This window comes from Streptomyces sp. NPDC059957, assembly GCF_042730015.1.
GTDB lineage: Bacteria > Actinomycetota > Actinomycetes > Streptomycetales > Streptomycetaceae > Streptomyces.
The window spans coordinates 36738-58750 of the sequence record NZ_JBHWMB010000047.1; the positions used below are offsets into that span (position 1 = coordinate 36738).

The window sequence follows — 22013 nt, forward strand, 5'->3', positions numbered from 1 at the left end:
GGGGGGCGGGGTTCCCCGAGGGGAGCCCCGGCCCACCCGGCGGCATCAGCCGATCTTCCAGAGCGTGAGCGTGGTGACGTAGTCGGGCATGGGGCCGTAGGTCCCCTTGCTCGGGTCCTGGATCACGTCGGTGATGCGGATCATCGCCAGGTTGTTCTCACTGGTGACGGTGCACAGCACGGTGCCCTTCGTGATCGTCTTGCCCTCCTTCAGCTCGACCCTGCCCACGCTGGAGGTCAGGGTGTTGGTGGCGACGGCCTCGCGGCACTCCTCCGGCGTGGTGCCCGGGCTCTTGCCCGCGGCCGTCAGGAAGCGCAGGTCGGCGTCGCCCCAGTCCTGGTAGGTGAGCTCCATTCCCTGGGTCTTCCCGATGGCTCCCTTCGGGAAGATCTGCGGAGCGTCCAGGTCGACGTGGGTTCCCGTGCTCCCGGAGGGCCCGCGCAGGGTGAAGGGCTTGTCCTGGAACACGGGGGTGTACGCGGCCTTCGGCGGGGCGGAGGCCGAGGGCGAGGTCTTCGGCGCGGAGGGGGCCTTGACCGGGTCCGAGGTCTCGGGAGCGGCCGGGGCCTCCTGCCCGGCGGCGGGCGTCTTGGCGCCGTCCTTGGAGCCGTCCTCGTCCAGCAGCCAGACCGCGCCGGCGCCGGCGAGGACGGCCAGCACCAGGGAGGCGGCGATGAGCCCGCCCCGGAAGCCCTTCGGCGCCGGAGCGGGGGCCGGAGCCCGATTCGGGCTCGGACCCGGGGCGGGCGTCGGGCGGTTCGGCCGCGGCGGCCCCGCGGGCCGGGGCGGCGCGAACGCCGTGTCCGCGGCGTGCACCCCGCCGAAGGCACCGGCAGTCCCGGTACCCGCACCTGTACCGGCGGGGCCGAAATCACCGGCACCGGCACCCGCACCCGCGTCCGCCACCGTCGGCACCGGCGGATTCTCCGCGGCCCGTACCCGCCGGGCGATCTCCAGTCCGACCGGCTCCGGGAGCCAGCCGTCGAAATCGTTCAGCGGCCGCCCGGCGAACAGTTCGCACAGCGCGGCGAGCTCCTCCGTGCCGATCCGCGCCGCCGGATCCGCCGTCAGGCAGCGCTCCAGCAGCGGCTTCAGCTCGGTCGGGTAGCCGCTCAGGTCCGGGGGCAGCCGGTCGGTGTTGGCGATGCGCACGCCGAGGGCCGTGGCCCCGCCCTCCCCGTAGGGATGCCGCCCGGTGGCCGCGACCGCGGCGATGAGCCCGACCGCGAACAGGTCGCTCGCGGTGGTGACTTCGGCGCCCAGCGCGTGTTCGGGGGACATGTACTGCGGCGTGCCGATGACCCCGCCGGTGCGGGTGAGCTGCGTGCTGTCGGCGGCCCGGGCGATCCCGAAGTCGATGACGTACGGCCCGGCCGCGCCGAGCAGCAGGTTGGCGGGCTTCAGGTCGCGGTGCACGACCCCCGCGGAGTGGATGGAGCCGAGGGCCCGCGCCGTGCAGCCGATCAGCTGGAACACCGTGCTCAGCGGAAGCGGACCGTGGGCGCTCAGGGCGTCGTGCAGCGACAGTCCCGGTACGAACACCGAGGCGAGCCAGGGCGAGGCGCCCGTGGTGTCGTGGTCGAGGACCGGTACGAGGTGGTAGCCCTGCACCCGGCGTGCGGCCCGCACCTCCTGCTCGAACCGGCTGCGGAAGTCGGGGTCCTGCCCGAACTCCCGGCGGATCAGCTTCAGTGCGACCGGCTGTCCGCCGCGCGTGTGCGAGAGGTAGACGGTGCCCATGCCGCCCTCGCCGATCCGGGCGATCAGCCGGTAGCCGGCGGTCTCGCGGGGGTCCTGGGGCTCAAGTGGGGCAAGTACGCTGCCGGTTCCGATGGTCACGACGGAAAAGCCTACGTCAGGGGCCGGGCCTGATCAGCACGGGTGTGCGAGGAAATCCCCTTTGTGGCGGCCCGAGTTGACCGTCCCGGTCCACCGTCCCGGTCCACCGGCCCGGTCCACCGGCCCGGTCCACCGGCCCGGTCCACTGGGCCGACCGCACCCGGTCGGCCCCGTCCGGGCGGGCCCGTACTCCCCCTCGTCAGTACGGACCCGCAGCCGTCCCCGTCAGGGGGCGTACTTGTACCCCACGCGGCGTACGGTCTGGATCGCGCTGCGGTGGGCGGCGCCCAGCTTGCGGCGCAGTCGCGCGACGTGGACGTCGACCGTGCGGCCGTCACCGACGTGGCCGTAGCCCCAGACGGTGGTCACCAGCTGGTCGCGGCTGTGCACCCGGTGCGGGTGCGCGACCAGGTGGGCCAGCAGCTCGAACTCCAGGTACGTGAGGTCCAGGACCTCGCCGTCCACCTCGGCGGTGCGCTGCGCGGGGTCGATGCGGACCAGTGCGTCGCCGGTGGTAGCCGCCGCGCCGGGGGCCGGGGCGGCGGGAACGGACTGCGGGGAGAAGGTGATCGGCGGCTGCTGATCGGCCGGTACGAGCACCAGGTAGCCGACCATCGGAGGCTGGCCGGGCAGGGCGGGCAGGGTGTGCTGGGGGGCGGGCAGCCAGGTGGCGCCGGGCGGCAGGAAGTCCACGACGCGGGCCACCTCGTCGCGGTCCACGGCCCGCAGGCGGTGGCGCGGACTGGGCGGGAACGCCGGGTAGGTCAGGGGAGAGGTCGCAGCGGAGGCGGCAGAAGCGAAGGAACGGGTGTTCGCCATGAGTGGTCAGCTCTTTCACGCGGAGTGGTCGGCAGGAGACGTACGTAAAGGCGTCGTCTTGTGTCGTACCGCGCAGACCGAAGGCCTCGGGGAAGGTCGGTTGGAGGTCCCGGAGGCTTTAGAGGGCCGGCGCGTTCTTCGCGCGGCAACACACCCGGTCGAAATCGTGATCCTGACGGGAAGGCCAGAACGGCTCGAGGTCGCTGCGACCGGTCGAGGAGTTGTGCGAGTAGCTGGCCATGGCCCCATTCAAGCAGATGCGGGGGCGCTGGGGCAGACCCCGTCTCACCTGGTGGAGCGGAATCCCATATTCCGTGATCATGGCATGAACGGACCATTGCAATCCCGACAAACCATCACCCGCCCAGCCGCCTCTTCCACTCCACTCCCGGTGGCCCGTATCGCATCCTGGGCGGATCCGTCCCACGCCCACGTCAGCCCCACCGCGCCCAGCGCCCGGACGACCTCCCGGCCCACGGAGACGGTGAGCTCCTACTCCACCTCCGGGGCGAGCGGCGGCACTTCCGCGACCGGGAACTCCAGCCGTTCCCAGGCCGGTCTCGTGCCACACCTGGACGAACACGTCCGGCTCGTCCGGCAGTCGCTCCACGATGGCAGGAGCCGCTGACAGCAAGGCGCCCGCCCTCCCGAGGGGGAGGGCGGGCGCCTTGGTGGTGTCAGGGGTGGCCGGCCGGGATCAGACCAGGCCGTCCTTCTCCAGGGCGGTGCAGCAGGTGTCCGTGATGAGGCGGGTCACCACGTACGGGTCGACGTTCGCGTTCGGGCGGCGGTCCTCGATGTAGCCCTTGCCGTCCTTCTCCACCTGCCACGGGATGCGGACGGAGGCGCCGCGGTCGGAGACGCCGTAGCTGTACTCGTTCCACGGGGCCGTCTCGTGCAGGCCCGTCAGGCGCTCGTCGATGCCCGCGCCGTAGTTCTTGACGTGGTCCAGCGGCTTGCTGCCCTCACCCAGGGACTCGGCCGCGGAGATGATCGCGCGGTAGTCCTCGCGCATCGCCTTCGTGGAGAAGTTGGTGTGCGCGCCCGCGCCGTTCCAGTCGCCCTTGACCGGCTTCGGGTTCAGCGTCGCGGAGACGTTGAAGTCCTCGGCGGTGCGGTAGAGCAGCCAGCGCGCGATCCACAGCTGGTCGGAGACCTCCAGGGGGCCGACCGGGCCGACCTGGAACTCCCACTGGCCGGGCATGACCTCGGCGTTGATGCCGGAGATGGCCAGACCCGCCGCGAGGCAGTGGTCCAGGTGCTTCTCCACGATGTCGCGGCCGAAGATCTCGTCCGAGCCGACACCGCAGTAGTAGCCGCCCTGCGCGGCCGGGAAGCCGTTGACCGGGAAGCCGAGCGGGCGCGTGCCGTCGAAGAAGGTGTACTCCTGCTCGATGCCGTAGATCGGCTCCTGAGCGGCGAACTTCTCGGCGATCGGACGCAGCAGCGCGCGGGTGTTCGACTCGTGCGGGGTCATGTCGATGTTCAGGACCTCGCACAGCACGAGGACGTTGTCGCCGCCGCGGATCGGGTCCGGGCAGGTGAACACCGGCTGCAGTACGCGGTCGGAGGCGTGGCCCTCGGCCTGGTTGGTGCTCGAACCGTCGAAGCCCCAGATCGGCAGCGCGTCGCCGTCCGCCATGATCTTGGTCTTGGAGCGGAGCTTCGCAGTCGGCTCGGTTCCGTCGATCCAGATGTACTCAGCCTTGTAGCTCACGGGCCCCATCCTTCGGTGCGTCGCTCCGGCGCAGACTCTGCGGGTGCTGCGTTGCGTCCTGCGGATCGCGTACGGCGGTTCACGTCCCTGTGGCTCGCGTACTGCGAATTCGTTCTGCGGTGTAGACCGCAGCGTGCCCGCTCGCGATTTCTCTTCCGTTGCCCGTGTGTGAACCCCGTGTTACCGAGGTTTGCGCCGCAGGTGGGCGTGGTCGAGAGGGTTGGCGTCCGGGCGCCCGTCCGGGTGGGGCAGACTGTGAGGGTGAGCATTTCGTACGATTTGACGTCCGCCGGAGATGCCGCCGCTGAGGCCGCTTCCGGGCCCCGCCCCCGGGTCGGGCTGCTGGGCACCGGCCCCTGGGCCCGCCGCACGCACGCCCCCGCCCTCGCCGCGCACCCCGGCTCCGAGTTCGCCGGAGTCTGGGGCCGGCGCCCCGAAGCCGCGACCGAACTGGCGCGCGAGTTCGGGGTGAAGGTGTACGAAGACCCCGACGCGCTGTTCGCCGACTGTGACGTCGTGGCCTTCGCGCTCCCGCCCGACGTGCAGGCCCCGCTCGCCGTGCGCGCGGCCGCCGCCGGCTGCCACCTCCTGCTCGACAAACCCGTCGCCACGACCCCGGCCGACGCCCGCGCGGTCGCCGCGGCCGTGGCCGAGCACCTGGTCGCGTCCGTCGTCTTCCTCACCCTGCGCTTCGCGGAGCCGACCGCCGGCTGGGTCACGGAGCAGGCCGAGCGCACGGGCTGGTTCACCGCCGCCGCGCACTGGCTCGGCGCGGTCTTCCCGCCCGACGGCGAGCCCAGCGCCTACGCGGACTCGCCCTGGCGCAAGGCCAAGGGCGGGCTGTGGGACGTGGGGCCGCACGCCCTGTCCGTACTCATCCCGGTCCTCGGTGACGTCACCGAGGTCAGTGCCACCCGCGGCCCCGCCGACGTGGTCCAGCTGGCCCTGCGCCACACCTCCGGCGCGGCCAGCACCGCCGTGCTCAGCCTCAGCTCCCCGCGCGCGGCCGCCGGGGTGGGACTGGAACTGCGGGGGACCGCCGGCGTCTTCGGCCTGCCGGACTGGAGCGACGTACCGGGGGCCTACGGCCGAGCCCTGGACGCGCTCCTCACCTCGGCCCGCACCGGGGTGCCGGACGTACGGGGGGCGGAGTTCGGGGCCCGGCTCACGGAGATCCTGGCGGAGGCGGAGGGGCAGCTGCCGGAGTAGCGCCCTCTGCCCTCCTGGCTTCCGTCCCCTGAGCTGCCCGATCCGAGTGAGGCCCCTGCCGCGCGTGGCGGGGGCCTCACTTGATCACCGCGTTGGCCGCGATGATGGCGAGCCCGATCGTGGCGTCGGCGACCCCGATGAGTAGGGCCGAGGCGAGCTTGTAGCCGACGCGGAGGGCCACGAAGGCGCCCCAGGCGAACAGCATCGCGGTGTTCACGCCGAGCCCGACGGCCGTGACCCCGTGCGAGTCCCAGTCGGTGAGCCCGGCGACGAGCAGGAGCAGCACCGTGGGCAGCGTGGCCGCGATCATGGGCCACTCGTTCCACAGTGCCCGCCGCAGGATCCGCCACCGGTGACCGGCGGAGCCGGCCTGGTGGGTGCTCATGTGGTGCGAGTAGCCGTGCGCGAGCCCGGCGGTCGCGGCGGTGACGAGCACCCAGCTGGCGTCGTAGAAGGGGGTGTACTCCCCGCCCTTCTGGTCGAGCGCGGCCAGCAGCCCGGACGCGAGGACGGTCCCGTACACCCCGCCGAACATCCAGTCGGCGCCGCGCCGGGGCGGGGGGAGCGGAGGGAGCGCGGACACTGGAAGGTCCAGCGGCACCGGGGGCGCCAGCGGCACCGGAGGCTCGCCGGGCGTGGTGGGCCTCGGGTGCTGCTGCTCGTTCACGACGGATCCTTTGGTGCGGTACGTCCTCTTTGTGCTGGCCCTACCCTACGAGGCGCGGGATGGGGCCGAGGTGAAGGCCCGTGACGGGAACGGGGAGGCGAGGGGACGGCCCCGGCCGAGGGGGGCCTCGCCACCGGTGGCGCAGCGGCGGAATACCGTGGAACGCGGGCGACTTGAACCCCGCATGGCAACTCTTGGACTCATCGGAAGCGGCAACATCGGAAGCACCCTCGCGCGGCTCGCCGTGGACGCGGGGCTGGACGTGGTCCTCAGCAATTCCCGGGGACCGCAGACACTGGACGACCTCGTCGCCGAGCTCGGCCCGCGCGCCCGGGCCGCCACCCCCGCCGAGGCGGCCGCGGCCGGCGACTGGGTCGTGGCCACCATCCCGCTGGGGAACTACCGCGAGCTGCCCGCCGACGCACTGGCGGGCAAGGTCGTCCTCGACACGCTCAACTACTACCCGGAGCGGGACGGGGTCTTCCCCGCCCTGGAAGCGGAAGAGACCACCACCAGCGGGCTCGTCCAGGAACACCTCTCCGGAGCGCAGGTCGTCAAGGCGTTCAACAACATCTACTTCAAGCACCTGCTCTCCCTCGCCCGCCCGGCCGGCTCCCCGGACCGCTCGGCCCTGCCCATCGCGGGCGAGGACCCGGCCGCCCGCGCGTCCGCCACCCGCCTCCTCGACCTGCTCGGCTACGACGCGGTCGACGCGGGGACGCTCGCCGAGAGCTGGCGCTTCCAGCGCGACACGCCCGTGTACGTCCTCCCGTACGCCGAGGACACGGGCGGCCCGGGAGGCTTCTACGAGGCTCCGGGGGCCGTTGCCGACGCGGCGTCCGTACGCACCGCCCTGGCGAAGGCCGTCCGGCCCGCGGACTCCGCCGGATGAGGATCCTGCCGGTCGGAGCCGGCGCGGCGGGCGGCTACTTCGGCGCGGCACCGGACGCCGCAGGCCCGCCCTGATCCGAAAGACAGGCCCTAGTAGTGCTTTGTCGGGTCCCTCTGACCTGGGCCGATCCAGCGAGCCTGACGATCACTCGGCGGCTCGCGCGAGAAGGCAACTGCAGGTCGCAGGCTTGCTGCAAGATCCAGGCTCGGTCCTGGTGCCGCAGACCCGACAAAGCACTACTAGCCCGCGCCGGCCAGGACGTCACCTTCCTGGTGCGCCCCCGGCGGGCCGAGGTCCTGCGGGCGCGCGGGCTGCGGGTGAGCGGGCCGGGGGAGGAGATCGCCCTCGACCCGCAGCTCGTCACCGCCGAGGCGCCGGCGGGTCCGTACGACCTCCTCCTGCTGTCCGTGAAGTCCACCGCCCTGGAAGCGGCCACCCGGGACCTGGCCCCGGCGGCCGGTCCCGGGACGGCGATCCTGCCCCTGCTCAACGGGATGGCCCACCTCGACCACCTCGCGGACCGGTTCGGGGAGGCGGCGGTGCTCGGCGGGGTGGCCAAGGTGGTCACCACCCTGAACGAGCACGGCGACATCCTCCGGCTGGCCCCGCCCGCAGTGGGCCCGCGACCTCGCCGTCCCCGCCCCGCTCCTCGATCTCGCCACCCTCCACTTGCGGGTGCACCAACGTCGGGTGGTGGCGGGGGAGTAGGGGGAGCGGGGCGGGGCGGTGGGCGGGGGAGGTGGTGGCAGGCCTCAGGGTCCTTCCCTCCGGCCCCTTCGGGGTGGCCTCGGGGGCGGCTCAGGGTGATCACCGATGGGCAACGTGCGTCGGGTGGCGGAGTGTTGGTGTCAGAGCCCGACGAGTCGCCTTCTCCAGGAGCCACCGATGAACGCACGCCGCCCCCGCACCGCACGCCGGATCGCCGTCACCGGCATCGCCCTGGCGGTCCTCACCGTGGGTGTGGGCGCCCCGGCCGCACTGGCCGCGCCCGGCGTGTCCGACGGCTCCGCCGCGCGCACGGCCCACGCCCGGCAGGCGGTCGCCCATGACCGCGCCGCGCTGCGCACCTTGCGGGCCTCCCTGCCCGACGGGCTCTCCACGGGGGCCCTGGTGCGGCTGTCCGGCGCGGGGCTGCGCACGCCCTGGACCGGCGGGCCGGTCGCCGCCGACGCGGAAGTCCCGATTGGCAGCGTCACCAAGCTGTTCACGAACACCCTGGTGCTGCGGCTCGTCGCGGAGCACCGGATAGGGATCGACGCGCCGGTGCGCCGCTACCTGCCCGACCTGATACCCGAGGCCTACGCCGAAGTCACCGTCCGGCAGCTCATGGACCACACCTCCGACCTGCCGAAGGCCGCCGGCGTTTCCGCCGACCCGCGCACCTTCGTGCTCGAGACGTTCGCGAAGGACGCGTCCACCGGCTCCGGCCGCACACCCGCTCCGGGCACGGCCCAGCAGTACAACGGGACGAACACCTTCGTCGCCGGCCTGCTCGTGGAGCGGATATCCGGCCGGACCTACGCGGAGGAACTGCAGCGCCGCATCGTGCGCCCCCTGGGGCTGCGGCAGACCCGGATGTCGAGGGATCCCCGCACGGCCAGGTTCTGGGCGGAGGGCGGCCTGGTCTCCACCGCGGCCGATCTGGACCGCTTCATGGCCGCGCTGCTGGGCGGCAGGCTGCTGCCGCCCGCGCAGCAGCGGCACCTGTACGAGGTCCCGGACGTGCCCAACGCCGCCGAGAACAAGTGCGTCTCGCCGAAGGCCTGCTTCAGCGCGGGCGGCTTGATGCGCCACGAGACGGCCGGCGCCACGGTCTGGGGCAAGACGGGCTCCGGCCCCGGCTGGTCGACCGGAGTGTTCGCGACCGAGCACGCCGGCCGCCGGCTCGTCTTCGCCTCCAACCCGGTGCCCGGTACGAGCGGGACGCAGCAGGTGGGACGCGTTCGGCAGTTCGTGGACGCGGGCTTCGCCGGCTAGTGCTGTGACCGGAAAGGTTCACCGGGTCACGACGCCCGGCACGGCACCTCGCCGCGTTGTCGGACCACGGAAGTACGTCCAGTACGAGCCGCGGTCCTCCGCCTTGCGATGCACCGCACCGGACGCCGCGACCCGGCAAACCTTCCCGGCCACAGCACTAGGCGGTCTCCGCCCCGGGGGCGCGCCTCAGGTGCGGGGGCCGGAGGTGCGGGAGAGGGCGTCGCGGACGGCTTCCTCCGAGCGGGCCACCACCGCCGTGCCGTCCTCGGCGGTGATGATCGGGCGCTGGATCAGCTTCGGGTGCGCCGCCAGGTGGCTGATCCAGGCCCCGCGGGCGGCTTCGGTCTCCTCGCGCGGCAGGTCCCGTACGCCGGTCTCCTTGGCCAGGGGGTCCGAGGTGCGGGTGATGTCCCAGGGCTCCAGACCCAGCCGGCCCAGGACCTCGCGGATCTCGGCCTCGGAGGGGACGTCCTCCAGGTAGCGGCGGACGGTGTACTCGGCGCCCTCGGCGTCCAGCAGGGTCAGTGCGCCACGGCACTTCGAGCAGGCGGGATTGATCCAGATCTCCATGCCCGAAAGCTTAGCGAGGCGCCGTCTGGCCAGGTCCTTTGTCAGTGGTCACCGGTAAAATTCAAGGAGAAGGACAGGACGCCAACTTGCCTTTGGGAGGCTGTAGATGGCCACTGCCATGACCCTGCACACCATCGGGCCCGTCAAGAAGAAGCCGCTGCCGGCGGGGCTGCCCCGCGAGTGGTACGAGAGCCACAACCGGCGGCTGAAGGCCATGCGGCTGGCGATATCCCTGCTCGACTCGGGCACGTATGACGCTCGGCGCGCCACCAACCGCAAGATCCGCACGATGGCCGTCCGGACGGGTATCCGCCGGCCGTCGAACGTGACCTGCAAGCTGGTCCGTTCCTTCATCCGCGACGCCGGGTAGGCGCAGCGGGCGGGGCGGGGCGGGGCGGGGCGGCCGGTCTCAGCCCGCCTCGGGGACCTTCGGGAAGCTGAAGCCGTAGCCCTGCTCCTTGAGCCACGGCAGCAGCTTTTCGAGGGCCTCGACGGACTGGGAGCGGTCGCCGCCCCCGTCGTGCATGAGGATCGTCGGCCCCTTGGTCTTCAACTGGTCCTGCACGGTGCTGACGATGGTGTCCGTGCCGGGCCGGTTGAAGTCGCCGGGGTCGACGTTCCAGCCGAGGTTGGCCATGCCGTTGCGGGCGGCGATCTCCCGGCTCTCGGGGGTGAAGGCGCCGCCGGGAGCGCGGTAGTACCGGATGCGGGCGGAGCCGCTCGCCTCGTCGATCATCCGCTTCGCGTCCATGATCTCCCTCTCCTGGTATGCGACGTCCTTCTTGTTCATGGCCGTGTCGTGGCTGACCGCGTGGTTGCACAGGCGGTGGCCGGCCGAGGTGATCTGCTTCACCAGGTCCGGGTGCTTCTTCGCGTTCGGGCCGGTCAGGCAGAAGGTGGCCTTCGCGCCGTGGGCCTCGAGGACTTCGAGCGCCTTCGGGGTCCACCTCAGGTCCGGGCCGTCGTCGAGGGTGAGGTTGACGACCTTGCCCCCGTCCTCGGCGGCGCGCACCAGGGCCGAGCCCACCCGGAGCGGGGCGGGGGCCTCGATCTGCTGGTTCTGCGCCGAATCCGGCTCCGCCACCGCCTCTTCCCCGGCCAGGCCGAACACGATCGCGCCCGTGACCAGGGCGACGGCTCCGGCCGCCGCGATGATCGCCGTGATCCGCTGGTTGTGTTTGTACGGTGCGCGCATCGAAGGGGCCTCGTATTTCCGTGCTCGGGGGGCTGGAAGACCCGAGCAAAACACGGAAATTGACCCAAATGGGTGATTGTCATCGTTTGGTCATGTGATCAGTACGGCGTGGTCACCGTGCGCCGGAGGCCTTGCCCGAAGCCCCGCCCGGCGCCCCCTCCGGCTCCGGCTCCGGGGACGGGGACAGCACCAGCAGGGCCACGTCGTCGCGCGGCCCGCCCCCGGTGAAGGACCTCAAGTCCCGCCACACCGCCGGGGCCAGCCCCGCCGGGTCCGTCGCCAGTACGGGCACGCGTGCGGCCAGCGGGTAGAAGTGGCCCGCCGCGTCGCGGGCCTCCGTCACCCCGTCCGTGTACATCACCAGCCGGTCCCCGGGGAGGACCCGGAGCTCGGCCGGCGCCGCCGGAGTGGGGCCGGCCAGTCCCAGGCCCAGCGGGGGCCCCGGGTCCACATCTACTTCCGAGACCGTGAAACCCCGTAGCAGCAGGGGCGGGGGGTGACCGCACGACACGATCCGTACGAGGTCCAGCCCGGGCGGGAACTCCAGCAGCACCGCCGTCGCGAAGAGCTCCGCGTGCTCCACCGACTCGGCCGCCGAGTCCGCTAGCAGCCGCCGGTCCAGCCGGGCCGCCACCGTCGTGAGTTCCGCGTCGTCCAGGACCCCCTCCCGGAAGGCGCCGAGCAGCGAGGCCACGGTGCCGACGGCGGCCAGGCCGTGGCCCTGGACGTCGCCGATCAGCGCGCGCACGCCGTAGGGGCCGACCCGTACGTCGTACAGGTCGCCGCCGACCAGGGTGCCCTGCTGGGCCGCCCGGTAGAGGCCCGCGCAGTCGACCGCGCCGACCCGTTCGGGGACGGGCGGCAGGACCGCGAGCTGCGCCGCCTCCGCGACGGTGCGCACGCTCACCAGCTGGGCGTCGCGGCGTTTTCGGACCCAGGCGACGACGATGCTGAGCAGCCCGATCACCGCGACGGTCCCGAGGTCGGAGCCCTGGGCGTGCGCGATCCCGAGCGTGGGCAGGCCGATGAGGACCAGCACCACCGCGGCGAAGACGGCCGTCCCGGCGGCCCCGTAGGCGAAGGCGGCCACCGGGGGGAGCCCGGCAAGGAAGTAGCCCAGCTCCACGTCGCCGGGGGTGATGCGCTGCACGAACACCAGCACGACGAGGGCCACCGCGGGCGCGAGGCGGGCCCAGCGCGGCGGCGGCGCCCCGCGCAGCCAGCCCGGCTCCTCGCGTCGGCGTCTCACCCCTCCACCCTGATCCCGGCGCCGAAGGCGCGCACGCCGGGTGGCTCCGTAGGGCTGGGGCCGCGACAGTGGTGGCGTGACGGAAGCGGATGGTGCGGCGGAGCAGAGCGCGGCGATCAGTACCCGGCTGAACTGGCTGCGCGCGGGGGTGCTCGGCGCGAACGACGGGATCATCTCCACGGCGGGCCTGGTCGTCGGCGTCGCCGGGGCCACGACCTCACGGACGGCGATCCTGGCGGCGGGCGTCGCCGGGCTGCTGGCCGGCGCGCTGTCAATGGCGGCGGGGGAGTACGTGTCGGTCAGCTCCCAGCGGGACTCCGAGAGGGCGGCGCTGGAGGTGGAGCGGCGCGAGCTGGAGGAGTCGCCGCAGGAGGAGCTGGAAGAACTGACGGGGCTCCTGGTCGGCAGGGGGCTGAGCGAGTCGGTGGCCCGGGAGGCGGCGGAGCAGCTGACCGAGCGGGACGCGCTGCGGGCGCACGCGCGGGTGGAGCTGGGGATCAACCCCGACGAGCTGGCCAACCCCTGGCACGCGGCGGTGGCGAGCCTGGTGGCCTTCACGGTCGGGGCGCTGCTGCCGTTGCTCGCGATCGTCCTGCCGGACGCCTCGGAGCGGGTCCCGGTGACCGTGGTCGCGGTCCTGCTGTCCCTGACCCTGTGCGGGGTGCTCAGCGCACGGCTGGGCGGGGCGCCTCCCGGCCGGGCGATCCTGCGCAACGTCACAGGCGGCGCCCTCGCCATGGCGGTCACCTACGCGGTCGGCACCTGGCTGGGCGCAGCCACCTGACGGACCGCGCCGTGGGCCCGGGTCCGCGCCGGCCGCGTCCGGCCCCGCCCGGGCCGCCCGCCCGGCGGTCCGCCCGCCCGGCGGTCCGTCTGCCGTCTGCCGTCTGCCGTCCGCCGTCCGTCTGCCGTCCGGCGGTCCGTTCGCCGTCCGGCGTGCCTGACGCCGTGCGGGCCCGCAGTCACCTGACGGGCCGGCCGTTTCAAGGCCTGCCGCCACCTGAAGGGCTTGCCGCCGGCCCCGGCCCGCCGCCGAGCCCCGCTGCGGCCGCGAGAGCCCCCGCCGCGAAGGCGAAGGGTCCCCTACCCGCCCTTCCTCCGTTCCCCGGGCTCCACCCGGACCCGGCCCCGGCCCGCCGACCAGGCGGATGGACGGCACGACCTCCGGGCCCCGTCCACCCGCCCGCCCGCCCGGACGAGGCCCCGGCCCCCGTCCCTTGGTCCTAGTCCAGGCCCTCGGACTGTGGCCCTGGCCCCCGGCCCTGGCCCTGGCCCCGGCCCCCGGCCCCTGGCCCTGGCCCTGGCCCCTGGCCCTGGCCCTGGCCCCTGGCCCTGGCCCTGGCCCCTGGCCCTGGCCCTGGCCCCTGGCCCTGGCCCCTGGCCCCTGGCCCCTGGCCCTGGCTCCGGCCCCCGGCCCTGGCCCTGGCCCCGGTCCCGGCCCTGGCCCCGGTCCCGGCCCTGGCCCCGGTCCCGGCCCTGGCCCCGGTCCCGGTCCCGGTCCCGGTCCCGGGCCTTGGCCCAGCCCCCGGTCCCGGTCTCGGCCGCCGGCCCCGGCCTCGGCCCCCCCCGGCTCCCCGGCCCCCGGCCCTGGCCCTGGCCTCGGCCGCCGGTCCCGGCTCCCCGGACCCCAGCCCCCGGCCCTGGCCCCGGACCCCAGCCCCCGGACCCCAGCCCCTGGCCCCGGACCCCTGGCCCGGCCCCCAGCCCCCAGCCCCCGGACCCCGGCCCCCGGACCCCAGCCCCTGGCCCCGGACCCCTGGCCCCGGCCCTGGCCCCCGCCCCGCCCCGGGAGCGTGCGGCCCGGAAGGGGGCGGAGAGTGTCCCCGCGGTCCGGCGCCTCCGGCGGGGGGCCGCTGCCAAGATGGGGTCATGCGTATCGCAGTCACCGGTGCCACCGGGCTCATCGGCAGCGCCCTCGGGCGGTCACTGAAGGCCGACGGACACGACCTCGTCCGCTTCGTGCGGCGGGAGCCCGCCGGGCCCGGCGAGGCGCGGTGGGACCCCGCGCGCGGGTACGTGGATCCGGCCGGGCTCGCCGGCTGCGGAGCCGTCGTGCACCTCGCCGGGGCCGGGGTCGGGGACCACCGCTGGACGGCCGCCTACAAGCGGGAGATCCGGGACAGCCGGGTCAAGGGCACGGCCGCCATCGCCTCGGCCGTCGCCGCCATGGACGAGCCGCCCGCGACCCTCGTCTGTGGTTCCGCCGTCGGGTACTACGGAGACACCGGAGACCGGACCGTCGACGAGGACTCCCCGGCCGGCGAGGGGTTCCTTCCGGAGGTCTGCGTGCAGTGGGAGGCCGCCGCCGCGCCCGCCCGGGAGGCCGGGATCCGGACCGTGCACGCCCGTACCGGCCTGGTCGTCGCCGCCGAGGGCGGGGCCTGGGGGAAGCTGTTCCCGATCTTCAAGGCCGGCATCGGCGGCCGCCTCGGCAACGGCCGCCAGTACTGGTCGTACATCTCGATGCACGACGAGATCGCCGCCCTGCGCCACATCATCGACACCCCGGCCCTGTCCGGGCCGGTGAACCTGACCGCTCCCGAGCCCCTGACCAACCGCGAGGTCACCGCCGCGATGGGCCGGGTCCTGCACCGCCCGACGGTGTTCGCCGTGCCCGCGCCGGTCATGCGCGTGGTGCTCGGGGAGTTCGCCCAGGACGTGCTGGGCAGTCAGCGGGCGCGCCCCGCCCGGCTGCTGGAGTCCGGGTTCGTCTTCCGGTACCCGGGGATCGAGGAATCGATCAGGGCCGCGCTGGAGGCCTGAAACACCCCCGGTCCCGGGGCCGGAAAGCCCCGGAGCTCCAGGGGGAGCGCCCCGGCGCACGCGTGCGACCATCCGTGAGCCGAATGCGACCGCCGTGCGACCGGAGTTGACCGCATTGCCCGCGATAGCACACCCAACTCGGGTTCCGCTGGAGTCGGTTGGGGGAAGGAGGTTCCCCACACAGCCGGGCCGACCTCGGGGAGGGGCACGTGCTCAACAGCGCACACGCACACCATGCGGACGTGGTCATCGTAGGAGCCGGAGTCTCCGGACTCGCGGCAGCGCACCACCTGATCGCGGCCGGAGTCACGGTCATCGTCCTGGAGGGCGCCGACGATCCCGGCGGCCGGATGGCCACGGAGACCGTGGACGGCTTCCGGCTCGACCGGATCGGCCAGCTCCTCAACACCGCCTACACCGAACCGGCCCGCACCCCGGGCCTGGAAGGCCTGGTCCTCAAGCCCTTCGCGCCAGGCGCCCTCATCCACAGCGACGGCCGGACACTGCGCGCCGGCGCCCTCACCCCCGCCCGCGCCCTGACCAGCGGCTCCCTCGACCAGGCCCGGATCGGCGCGGCGCTCGCACGCCTCGCCGCGCTGCCCGAGGAACGCCTCCTGGCCCGCCCCGAGCGCACCGCGCACGCCGCCCTGAGCTCCAGGAGCCTCGGTACGACGCTGCGCCCGCTCCTCGCGGCGCTGCTGCGCGACCCCGCACTCGGCACCTCCAGCCGCGTCGCCGACCTGGCCCTGCGCACCTTCGCGCGCGGCCGCCTCGCCGTACCCGAGGGCGGCGCCGCCACTCTGCCCGGACTGCTCGCCGCCGCACTGCCGCCCGGCACCGTACGCACCGGGGTCCGGGTCCGCTCCCTCGCCACCAACCTGGTCACCACCGAGGGACACGGCGACTTCAGCTGTCGCTCCGCCCTCCTGGCCACCGGCGCCAGGGCCGCCGCCGAACTGCTCCCGGGCCTGCGCGTGCCCGCCTTCCACCAGGTGACCGTGATGCACCACGCCACCACCACCCCGCTCGCCTGGGACGGCTCGCTGCTCCTGGACGGGGACCCGGACTGGCCCGTCGCCCACACCGCGGTGATGAGCGCGGTCGACCCGACGCGCGCGCCCGCCGGCCGCAGCCTGGTCACCACCACCGTGCTCGGCCCGCCGCCGCCCACCCGGACGGTCGCCTCGCGCCTGGCCCGGCTCTACGAGACCGCGACCCGGGACTGGGAGCTGCTCGCCGTCCACCACACCCCCGAGGCGGTCCCCGCCATGCCGCCGCCGCAGGACAACCGGCGCACCGTCCGGGTCCTGGCCGGCCTGTACGTGTGCGGCGACCACCGGGACACCAACACCGTCGAAGGAGCCCTCCGCTCAGCCCGCCGCGCCGCGGCCGCCGCCCTGCGCGACTTCGGCATCCCCGTCCCCTCCACCCCGAAGGCCGCCCTCCCGGTGGCAGCCTGAGCCAACCACCCACCTCGGCTGCACGGCCCTGCCAGGCAACCACCCCCTTCGGGGCCGGGCAGGGCCAAACCGGCCCCCACCAGGGTCGGCCCGCAGGGCAGAGTCAGCCGCCGGCAGGGCCAAACCGGCCCCCGCCAGGGTCGGCCCGCAGGGCAGAGCCAGCCGCCCGGCAGGGCCAAGCCGGCCCCCGCCAAAGCCTGCCCGCAGGGCAAGATCAGCCCCGCCGGCGTTTGAGGCGCGGGGTCCGGGGCGGAGCCCCGGGAGCGGACCCGCAGGGGCACCACGGCGCAGCCACCCGCCGGGCCCGGGGCGCAGCCCCCGCACAGGCCGGGCCCGGGGGCGCAGCCCCCAGCCGACCCGCAGGGTCAGGACAAGGCGGCCACCCGGTCCCGATACCCCCGCACCGCCGACGCGTCCCGATAGGGCTCGAGCCGTCGCTCGAAGTCCCGTACGTACTCCACCGCCCGCACCGACCGCATCTCCATCGCCTGCTGCGCCGCCTCCGCACCCAGCGCGCACGCCTGGTCCAGCTCGCCCAGCCCCAGCCGCGCCGTGGCCAGCACCACCCGGCAGAACAGCCGCGAGCGCGCGTACGAGGGCGCCCGCAGCTGCAGGGACCGCTCCGCGTGCTGCGCCGAGGCCCGGTACTGCTGGAGGTCCCGGTGGCAGTGCCCGAACTCGTCCGCGAGCTGCGCCTCGTCGTAGTCCCGCGCCCAGTGCGGTACGTCGTCCCCCGGCCGGGCCGCGCCCAGCGCCCGCTCGGCCCGTACCAGCGAGGCCGTCGACGCCCTGACCTCCCCGAGCACCGCGTGCCCGCGCGCCTCCGCCGAGTGCAGCAGCGCCTGCACCACCGGCGGCGGCCCGGAGCCCACGCCCTGCTGGGCGACCCGGGCCAGCTGCACCGCCTCCCGGCCGTGGCCGAGGTAGACCGCCTGCCGGCTCATCGTGATCAGCACGTACGCCCCGTACGGCCGGTCCCCGGCGGCCTGGGCCAGCCGCAGCGCCTGCACGAAGTACCGCTGGGCGAGCCCGTGCGCGGCGATGTCGTACGAGGTCCAGCCGGCGAGCCGGGTCAGATCGGCGGCGGCGGCGAACAGCCGGCGCCCGGTGGTCTCCCCGTAGGTGCCGCGCAGCATCGGCTCGGCCTCGTGCTCCAGGTACCGCACCAGGGCCTGGCGGGCATGGCCGCCCCCGTAGGCGTGGTCCAGGGTGCGGAACAGCTCGCCCACGGATCTGAGCGCCGCGATGTCACCGCCCGTCACCCGCTGCCCGGGACCGCGGTCGATCTGCCGCTGCCGCGGCACCGAGGCCCGGCCGGGCAGGGGACGGCTCTGATCGAGGCGGCTCGGGTCCAGACGGCTCGCGTCCAGACGGCTCTGGTCCAGGCGGCCCTGTTCGGGGACGCGCGAGGCGGCCGGCTCCGCGCCCCGGCCGACCCGCTCGTCGGCGCGCCCGATCAGCCAGTCGCGGCTGGGCACCACCAGCCCGGCCGGGGTGAAGGCGATCTTGCGCAGCTCGGCGTGCGAACCGGAGTCCTTGCGCCAGAGCCCGCTCGCGATGTCGACGGCCTCCTCGGGGGTGGCCGCGAACTCCAGCCCCGCGTACACCGGGGCGCACGCGTCCAGGCCCAGGTCCTGGGCGGACAGCCGTCGCCCCAGGCGCCGGGTGAACACCTCCGCGATCAGCGCCGGGGTGGTGCCGCGCGGCTGCTGCCCGCGCAGCCAGCGGGTCACGGAGGTCTTGTCGTACCGCAGATCGAGACCGTGCTCCAGACCGAGCTGGTCGACACGGCGGGCGAGCCCGGCGTTGGAGAACCCGGCCTCGGCGATCAGTGCCGAGAGCTGCCGGTTGGGGACACGCTGGGCAGGTCGTTCCGTCATCGGCTCCACGGTCTCCTGACGTGACGGACCGGAGTCCCGGCCCTGTGAACGGCGTGAATGTAGCGGCGAACCTCGCCCGTACCGCCCTCTCTGTCCCACATTCATCCGATCGTGTGCAGAACCGGTGGGTCTCTTTACGGACCGACCCCCTCCACCCGCGTACGCTGCGCCCCATGACCCGCCGGCCCACCGGGGAACCTCCCCCCGGCAGCTGCGAGCGCCCCGACGGCGACGACAGCCACGCAGAGTCCTCGGCTCCGCCGCACGTACCCGAGCCGGCCGACGTACCCGAGCTGACCGCGCCCGAGCTGACCGAGGCGGAGTGCCGGCGGTGCGGGACCTACATCGCGGGTCTCGACGGGCGCTACGCGTGCGGGGTCTGCGGCTGGGTGAACGACCACACCGAAGGGCACCGCCGGCTGCCCCGGGCGGACGAGGACCCGGACCGGCCGCCGAAGGGCCGCAGGCGACCGAAACAGCTGCCCGGCCCCCCGGATCCGGGGCCTTGGGCGGTGTCCGGGACGGGCGCCTGACAGGGCGCGCCGGGGCCGCCGTACCCTTGCTTGGTGCGATAGGTGCACACAGCAAGTTCGTCGGCAGGTTCAACGAGGAGGCGCCGCGGTGGCTGAGCTTGGGTTTGTCCGCATGGGCTTCGGCCCGGAGGCCGTCGAGTACACGGTGGCCTGGGAAGAGCAGCGCCGGGTGCACGCGGCGCGCTTCGCGGACGAGATCGAGGACACCTGCCTCCTGCTGGAGCACCAGCCGGTCTACACCGCCGGCCGGCGCACCGCCGACAGCGAGCGCCCGCTCGACGGCACGCCCGTCGTGGACGTGGACCGCGGCGGCAAGATCACTTGGCACGGCCCGGGCCAGCTGGTCGGCTACCCGATCATGAAGCTGCCCCGCCCCGTGGACGTGGTCGCCCACGTCCGCCGCCTCGAGGACGCGCTGATCCGCACGGCCGCCGATTTCGGCCTGGAGACCACCCGCGTCGAGGGGCGCAGCGGGGTCTGGGTGCTCGGCGACCCGGTGGAGGAGCGCCCGAAGATCGGTGGCCTCTCACTGGACTTCGACCCGCGGCTGCACGACGAGGAGTTCGACCCCCGGCTGAACGGCCCCGAGTACGCCCCGTCCAACGCCGGCCAGCGCCGCGAGGACCGCAAGCTCGCCGCCATCGGCATCCGCGTCGCCAAGGGCGTCACGATGCACGGCTTCGCGATCAACGTGAACCCCGACAACACCTGGTTCGACCGGATCGTCCCCTGCGGGATCCGCGACGCCGGTGTGACCTCGCTCTCGTACGAACTGGGCCGCGAGATCGCCATCGCCGAGGTGCTGCCGGTGATCGAACGGCACCTGAAGGACGTACTGGAGCAGGCGGAGCCGAAGCCCCGGGAGATAGAGCCCGCCGCGGGCTGATCCCGGGGGGACGCCGGGGAATGGGCCGGACCGCCCGCAGGTTGGCCGACGTAAGAACGTATGAAATTACGGGCGTACCCTGGTGGGCGCCGAAGAATCGAAGTCACAGGGAGCCGGTCGTGTCCGCAGTCGCACCCGACGGACGCAAGATGCTGCGCCTAGAGGTCCGTAACGCCCAGACGCCCATCGAGCGCAAGCCCGAGTGGATCAAGACGCGGGCGAAGATGGGCCCCGAGTACACCAAGATGCAGGCCCTGGTGAAGGGCGAAGGACTGCACACGGTGTGCCAGGAAGCCGGCTGTCCGAACATCTACGAATGCTGGGAGGACCGCGAGGCCACCTTCCTCATCGGTGGCGACCAGTGCACCCGGCGCTGTGACTTCTGCCAGATCGACACGGGCAAGCCCGAGGCGCTGGACCGCGACGAGCCCCGCCGCGTCGGCGAGTCCGTCGTCACCATGGACCTGAACTACGCCACCATCACGGGCGTCGCGCGCGACGACCTGGCGGACGGCGGCGCCTGGCTCTACGCGGAGACCGTGCGCCAGATCCACCAGCAGACGGCGGGCCGCGAGAGCGGCCAGACCAAGGTCGAACTGCTCGCCCCGGACTTCAACGCGGTCCCGGAGCTGCTGGAGGAGGTCTTCGCCTCCCGCCCCGAGGTTTTCGCGCACAACATCGAGACGGTGCCCCGCATCTTCAAGCGGATCCGCCCCGGCTTCCGCTACGAGCGCTCGATGGACGTCATCACCCGGGCGCGCGCCTACGGCCTCGTCACCAAGTCCAACCTGATCCTGGGCATGGGCGAGGAGCGCGAGGAGGTCAGCCAGGCGCTGAAGGACCTCCACGAGGCGGGCTGCGAGCTCATCACCATCACGCAGTACCTGCGGCCCTCGCCGCGCCATCACCCCGTCGAGCGCTGGGTGAAGCCGGCCGAGTTCGTGGAGCTGGCGCAGGAGGCCGAGGAGATCGGTTTCTCCGGAGTCATGTCCGGTCCGCTGGTCCGGTCCTCGTACCGCGCCGGCCGCCTCTACCAGCAGGCGATGGAGAAGCGCGCGACCGTCTGAGTGTCATGCGCGTCTGAGGTGTGCGAGACGCGTGATGCGGGTGGTATGTGAACTCGCGCACAAAGTCTTACTTACGGGTAACACCGCATCGATGCGGCCCCTAGGCTCTTTCTCGAGAGGTTCTTGCTCGAGAAGGGCCTGGTGGGCCGCATCAAGGTTTCATCACTGTTTGACCAGTCGGTCATGCCCTGGTAACACCAGACGGTGACGATTGTTCGACGCACCGCACACACGCTTGGCACCCCCCGACGTGAGCTCCGTGAAAGGGTCGACACCATGCAGGCCGCGCCCGTACGCGCCACCGCCATCCCGTCCTTCTCCGACGCCGTCCGCGGCCTGGAGTCGCTGCTCATGAGCGGCGCCCGCCGGAACGCCTGGACGGCCGTCCTCGAAGACCGCCGCAGGGCCAAGGACCGGGTCGAAACCGAGCACGTACTCGAGGCCGCGGCGACCCGCACCGAGAAGGCCACGTAAACTTCGCTGCATGGCGAGGAAGTCAAACGCAGAGACTGCTGCGAACCCCGGGCGACTGAAGCAGATCGCCCTGACGTACAAGATGACGCGCAAGGCCGACCCGAAGGTCGGTCTGATCGTCGCGGGCGTGGGAATCGTCACCTTTGGTGTCTTTCTTGCGATCGGCTTCCTGATCGACCACCCGGTCTACCTGGGCATCCTGGGCTTCCTGGTGGCGTTCCTGGCGATGGCGATCATCTTCGGACGGCGAGCCGAGACGGCCGCCTTCGGACAGATGGAGGGACAGCCGGGCGCGGCCGCGGCCGTACTGGACAACGTGGGCAGGGGCTGGACCACCACCCCCGCCGTCGCGATGAGCAAGCAGCAGGACATCGTGCACCGTGCCGTGGGCAAGGCCGGCGTGGTCCTGATCGCCGAGGGCAACCCGAACCGGGTGAAGCCGATGCTCGCGAACGAGAAGAAGAAGCTGGCCCGGATCATGCCCGACATCCCGGTCCACGACTTCATCGTGGGCAAGGGCGAGGGCGAGGTGCCGCTCAAGAAGGTCCGTACGACCCTGATGAAGCTGCCCCGTGTGCTCTCCGGGCCCCAGATCACCCAGGTCAACGACAAACTGCGGGCCATGGGCGACTTGCTGAGCAACATGCCGATCCCGAAGGGCCCGATGCCCAAGGGGATGCGCATGCCGCGCGGCGGAAAGATGCGCTGATCCGCTTTTCGTATACAAGACAGAGGGGCGGGGGGAGGGGGAGGGGGGGAGGGGGGGCGGGGTGTGCATTGGGGTTTTTGTGGTTTTCTCGTTTATTCTTCGGTCTC

The 22013-nt window shown here is 73.4% G+C and carries 20 protein-coding genes and 1 pseudogene; 13 read left to right on the top strand and 8 right to left on the bottom strand.

Annotated elements, in window-relative coordinates; all coding sequences use genetic code 11:
* Positions 1-45: 45 nt before the first annotated feature.
* The 3 genes from ACFWBW_RS27560 to glnII all read right to left on the bottom strand — a co-directional run bounded on the left by ACFWBW_RS27560 (position 46) and on the right by glnII (position 4375).
* Positions 46-1839 (bottom strand): protein kinase, encoded by a 1794-nt coding sequence (locus tag ACFWBW_RS27560; protein WP_385377569.1) that lies wholly within the window; start codon positions 1837-1839, stop codon positions 46-48.
* Between the two features lie 225 nt (positions 1840-2064).
* Positions 2065-2658: a winged helix-turn-helix domain-containing protein gene (locus tag ACFWBW_RS27565; RefSeq protein WP_385377572.1), complete on the bottom strand. Its 594-nt coding sequence runs from the start codon at positions 2656-2658 to the stop codon at positions 2065-2067.
* Between the two features lie 697 nt (positions 2659-3355).
* Complete coding sequence (gene glnII, locus ACFWBW_RS27570) at positions 3356-4375, bottom strand: glutamine synthetase (protein WP_385377575.1); 1020 nt, start codon at positions 4373-4375, stop codon at positions 3356-3358.
* A 279-nt stretch (positions 4376-4654) separates the two neighbouring features.
* On the opposite strand from glnII, the gene ACFWBW_RS27575 reads away from it, so the two are divergent.
* The gene (locus ACFWBW_RS27575; RefSeq protein ID WP_385377643.1) at positions 4655-5584 is read left to right on the top strand and encodes a Gfo/Idh/MocA family protein; all 930 of its coding nucleotides are present in this window, start codon (positions 4655-4657) and stop codon (positions 5582-5584) included.
* Positions 5585-5660: 76 nt separating this feature from the next.
* On the opposite strand, the gene ACFWBW_RS27580 is transcribed toward ACFWBW_RS27575, so the two are convergent.
* Positions 5661-6251: a hypothetical protein gene (locus tag ACFWBW_RS27580; RefSeq protein WP_385377578.1), complete on the bottom strand. Its 591-nt coding sequence runs from the start codon at positions 6249-6251 to the stop codon at positions 5661-5663.
* A 184-nt stretch (positions 6252-6435) separates the two neighbouring features.
* Here ACFWBW_RS27580 and ACFWBW_RS27585 point away from each other — a divergent pair, with 184 nt between their 5' ends.
* From ACFWBW_RS27585 to ACFWBW_RS27595, 3 genes and pseudogenes are all read left to right on the top strand, one after another.
* Positions 6436-7143 carry an NADPH-dependent F420 reductase gene (locus tag ACFWBW_RS27585; RefSeq protein WP_385377581.1) on the top strand — a complete coding sequence of 236 codons (708 nt, stop codon included), beginning with the start codon at positions 6436-6438 and terminating at the stop codon, positions 7141-7143.
* Positions 7144-7415: 272 nt separating this feature from the next.
* A pseudogene (locus ACFWBW_RS27590) lies at positions 7416-7679 on the top strand (ketopantoate reductase family protein); the annotation flags it as partial.
* A gap of 349 nt (positions 7680-8028) precedes the next feature.
* The gene (locus tag ACFWBW_RS27595) at positions 8029-9120 is read left to right on the top strand and encodes a serine hydrolase domain-containing protein (RefSeq protein WP_385377584.1); all 1092 of its coding nucleotides are present in this window, start codon (positions 8029-8031) and stop codon (positions 9118-9120) included.
* 186 nt (positions 9121-9306) lie between these two features.
* Here ACFWBW_RS27595 and ACFWBW_RS27600 read toward each other — a convergent pair whose 3' ends face one another.
* Positions 9307-9690 (bottom strand): ArsC/Spx/MgsR family protein, encoded by a 384-nt coding sequence (locus tag ACFWBW_RS27600; protein ID WP_385377587.1) that lies wholly within the window; start codon positions 9688-9690, stop codon positions 9307-9309.
* 106 nt (positions 9691-9796) lie between these two features.
* Between ACFWBW_RS27600 and ACFWBW_RS27605 the strand changes: the two genes are divergently transcribed.
* The gene (locus tag ACFWBW_RS27605; protein WP_385377590.1) at positions 9797-10060 is read left to right on the top strand and encodes a hypothetical protein; all 264 of its coding nucleotides are present in this window, start codon (positions 9797-9799) and stop codon (positions 10058-10060) included.
* A gap of 39 nt (positions 10061-10099) precedes the next feature.
* Here the strand turns inward: ACFWBW_RS27605 and ACFWBW_RS27610 are convergent, their stop codons facing one another.
* A complete protein-coding gene (locus tag ACFWBW_RS27610) occupies positions 10100-10885 on the bottom strand; it encodes a polysaccharide deacetylase family protein (RefSeq protein WP_385377593.1) in 786 nt (261 codons plus the stop codon).
* A 112-nt stretch (positions 10886-10997) separates the two neighbouring features.
* Positions 10998-12104 (bottom strand): PP2C family protein-serine/threonine phosphatase, encoded by a 1107-nt coding sequence (locus ACFWBW_RS27615; protein WP_385377646.1) that lies wholly within the window; start codon positions 12102-12104, stop codon positions 10998-11000.
* Between the two features lie 106 nt (positions 12105-12210).
* Between ACFWBW_RS27615 and ACFWBW_RS27620 the strand changes: the two genes are divergently transcribed.
* The 3 genes from ACFWBW_RS27620 (at position 12211) to ACFWBW_RS27630 (ending at position 16357) form a co-directional block, all read left to right on the top strand.
* Complete coding sequence (locus ACFWBW_RS27620) at positions 12211-12918, top strand: VIT family protein (RefSeq protein ID WP_385377596.1); 708 nt, start codon at positions 12211-12213, stop codon at positions 12916-12918.
* Positions 12919-14003: 1085 nt separating this feature from the next.
* Complete coding sequence (locus ACFWBW_RS27625) at positions 14004-14897, top strand: TIGR01777 family oxidoreductase (protein ID WP_385377599.1); 894 nt, start codon at positions 14004-14006, stop codon at positions 14895-14897.
* 209 nt (positions 14898-15106) lie between these two features.
* Positions 15107-16357 carry an FAD-dependent oxidoreductase gene (locus ACFWBW_RS27630; RefSeq protein ID WP_385377602.1) on the top strand — a complete coding sequence of 417 codons (1251 nt, stop codon included), beginning with the start codon at positions 15107-15109 and terminating at the stop codon, positions 16355-16357.
* A 365-nt stretch (positions 16358-16722) separates the two neighbouring features.
* On the opposite strand, the gene ACFWBW_RS27635 is transcribed toward ACFWBW_RS27630, so the two are convergent.
* On the bottom strand, positions 16723-18237 hold the full coding sequence (locus tag ACFWBW_RS27635; protein ID WP_385377605.1) for a regulator: 1515 nt from the start codon (positions 18235-18237) through the stop codon (positions 16723-16725).
* A gap of 173 nt (positions 18238-18410) precedes the next feature.
* On the opposite strand from ACFWBW_RS27635, the gene ACFWBW_RS27640 reads away from it, so the two are divergent.
* The 5 genes from ACFWBW_RS27640 (at position 18411) to ACFWBW_RS27660 (ending at position 21906) form a co-directional block, all read left to right on the top strand.
* Positions 18411-18770 carry a hypothetical protein gene (locus ACFWBW_RS27640; RefSeq protein WP_385377608.1) on the top strand — a complete coding sequence of 120 codons (360 nt, stop codon included), beginning with the start codon at positions 18411-18413 and terminating at the stop codon, positions 18768-18770.
* Positions 18771-18858: 88 nt separating this feature from the next.
* Positions 18859-19656: a lipoyl(octanoyl) transferase LipB gene (lipB, locus tag ACFWBW_RS27645; protein WP_385377611.1), complete on the top strand. Its 798-nt coding sequence runs from the start codon at positions 18859-18861 to the stop codon at positions 19654-19656.
* 119 nt (positions 19657-19775) lie between these two features.
* Positions 19776-20723, top strand: a complete 948-nt coding sequence (gene lipA, locus ACFWBW_RS27650; RefSeq protein ID WP_385377614.1) for a lipoyl synthase — start codon at positions 19776-19778, stop codon at positions 20721-20723.
* 276 nt (positions 20724-20999) lie between these two features.
* Entirely contained in the window at positions 21000-21197 is a 198-nt protein-coding gene (locus ACFWBW_RS27655; RefSeq protein ID WP_385377617.1) for a hypothetical protein, read from the top strand.
* A 10-nt stretch (positions 21198-21207) separates the two neighbouring features.
* On the top strand, positions 21208-21906 hold the full coding sequence (locus tag ACFWBW_RS27660) for a DUF4191 domain-containing protein (protein ID WP_250743562.1): 699 nt from the start codon (positions 21208-21210) through the stop codon (positions 21904-21906).
* Positions 21907-22013 lie beyond the last annotated feature (107 nt).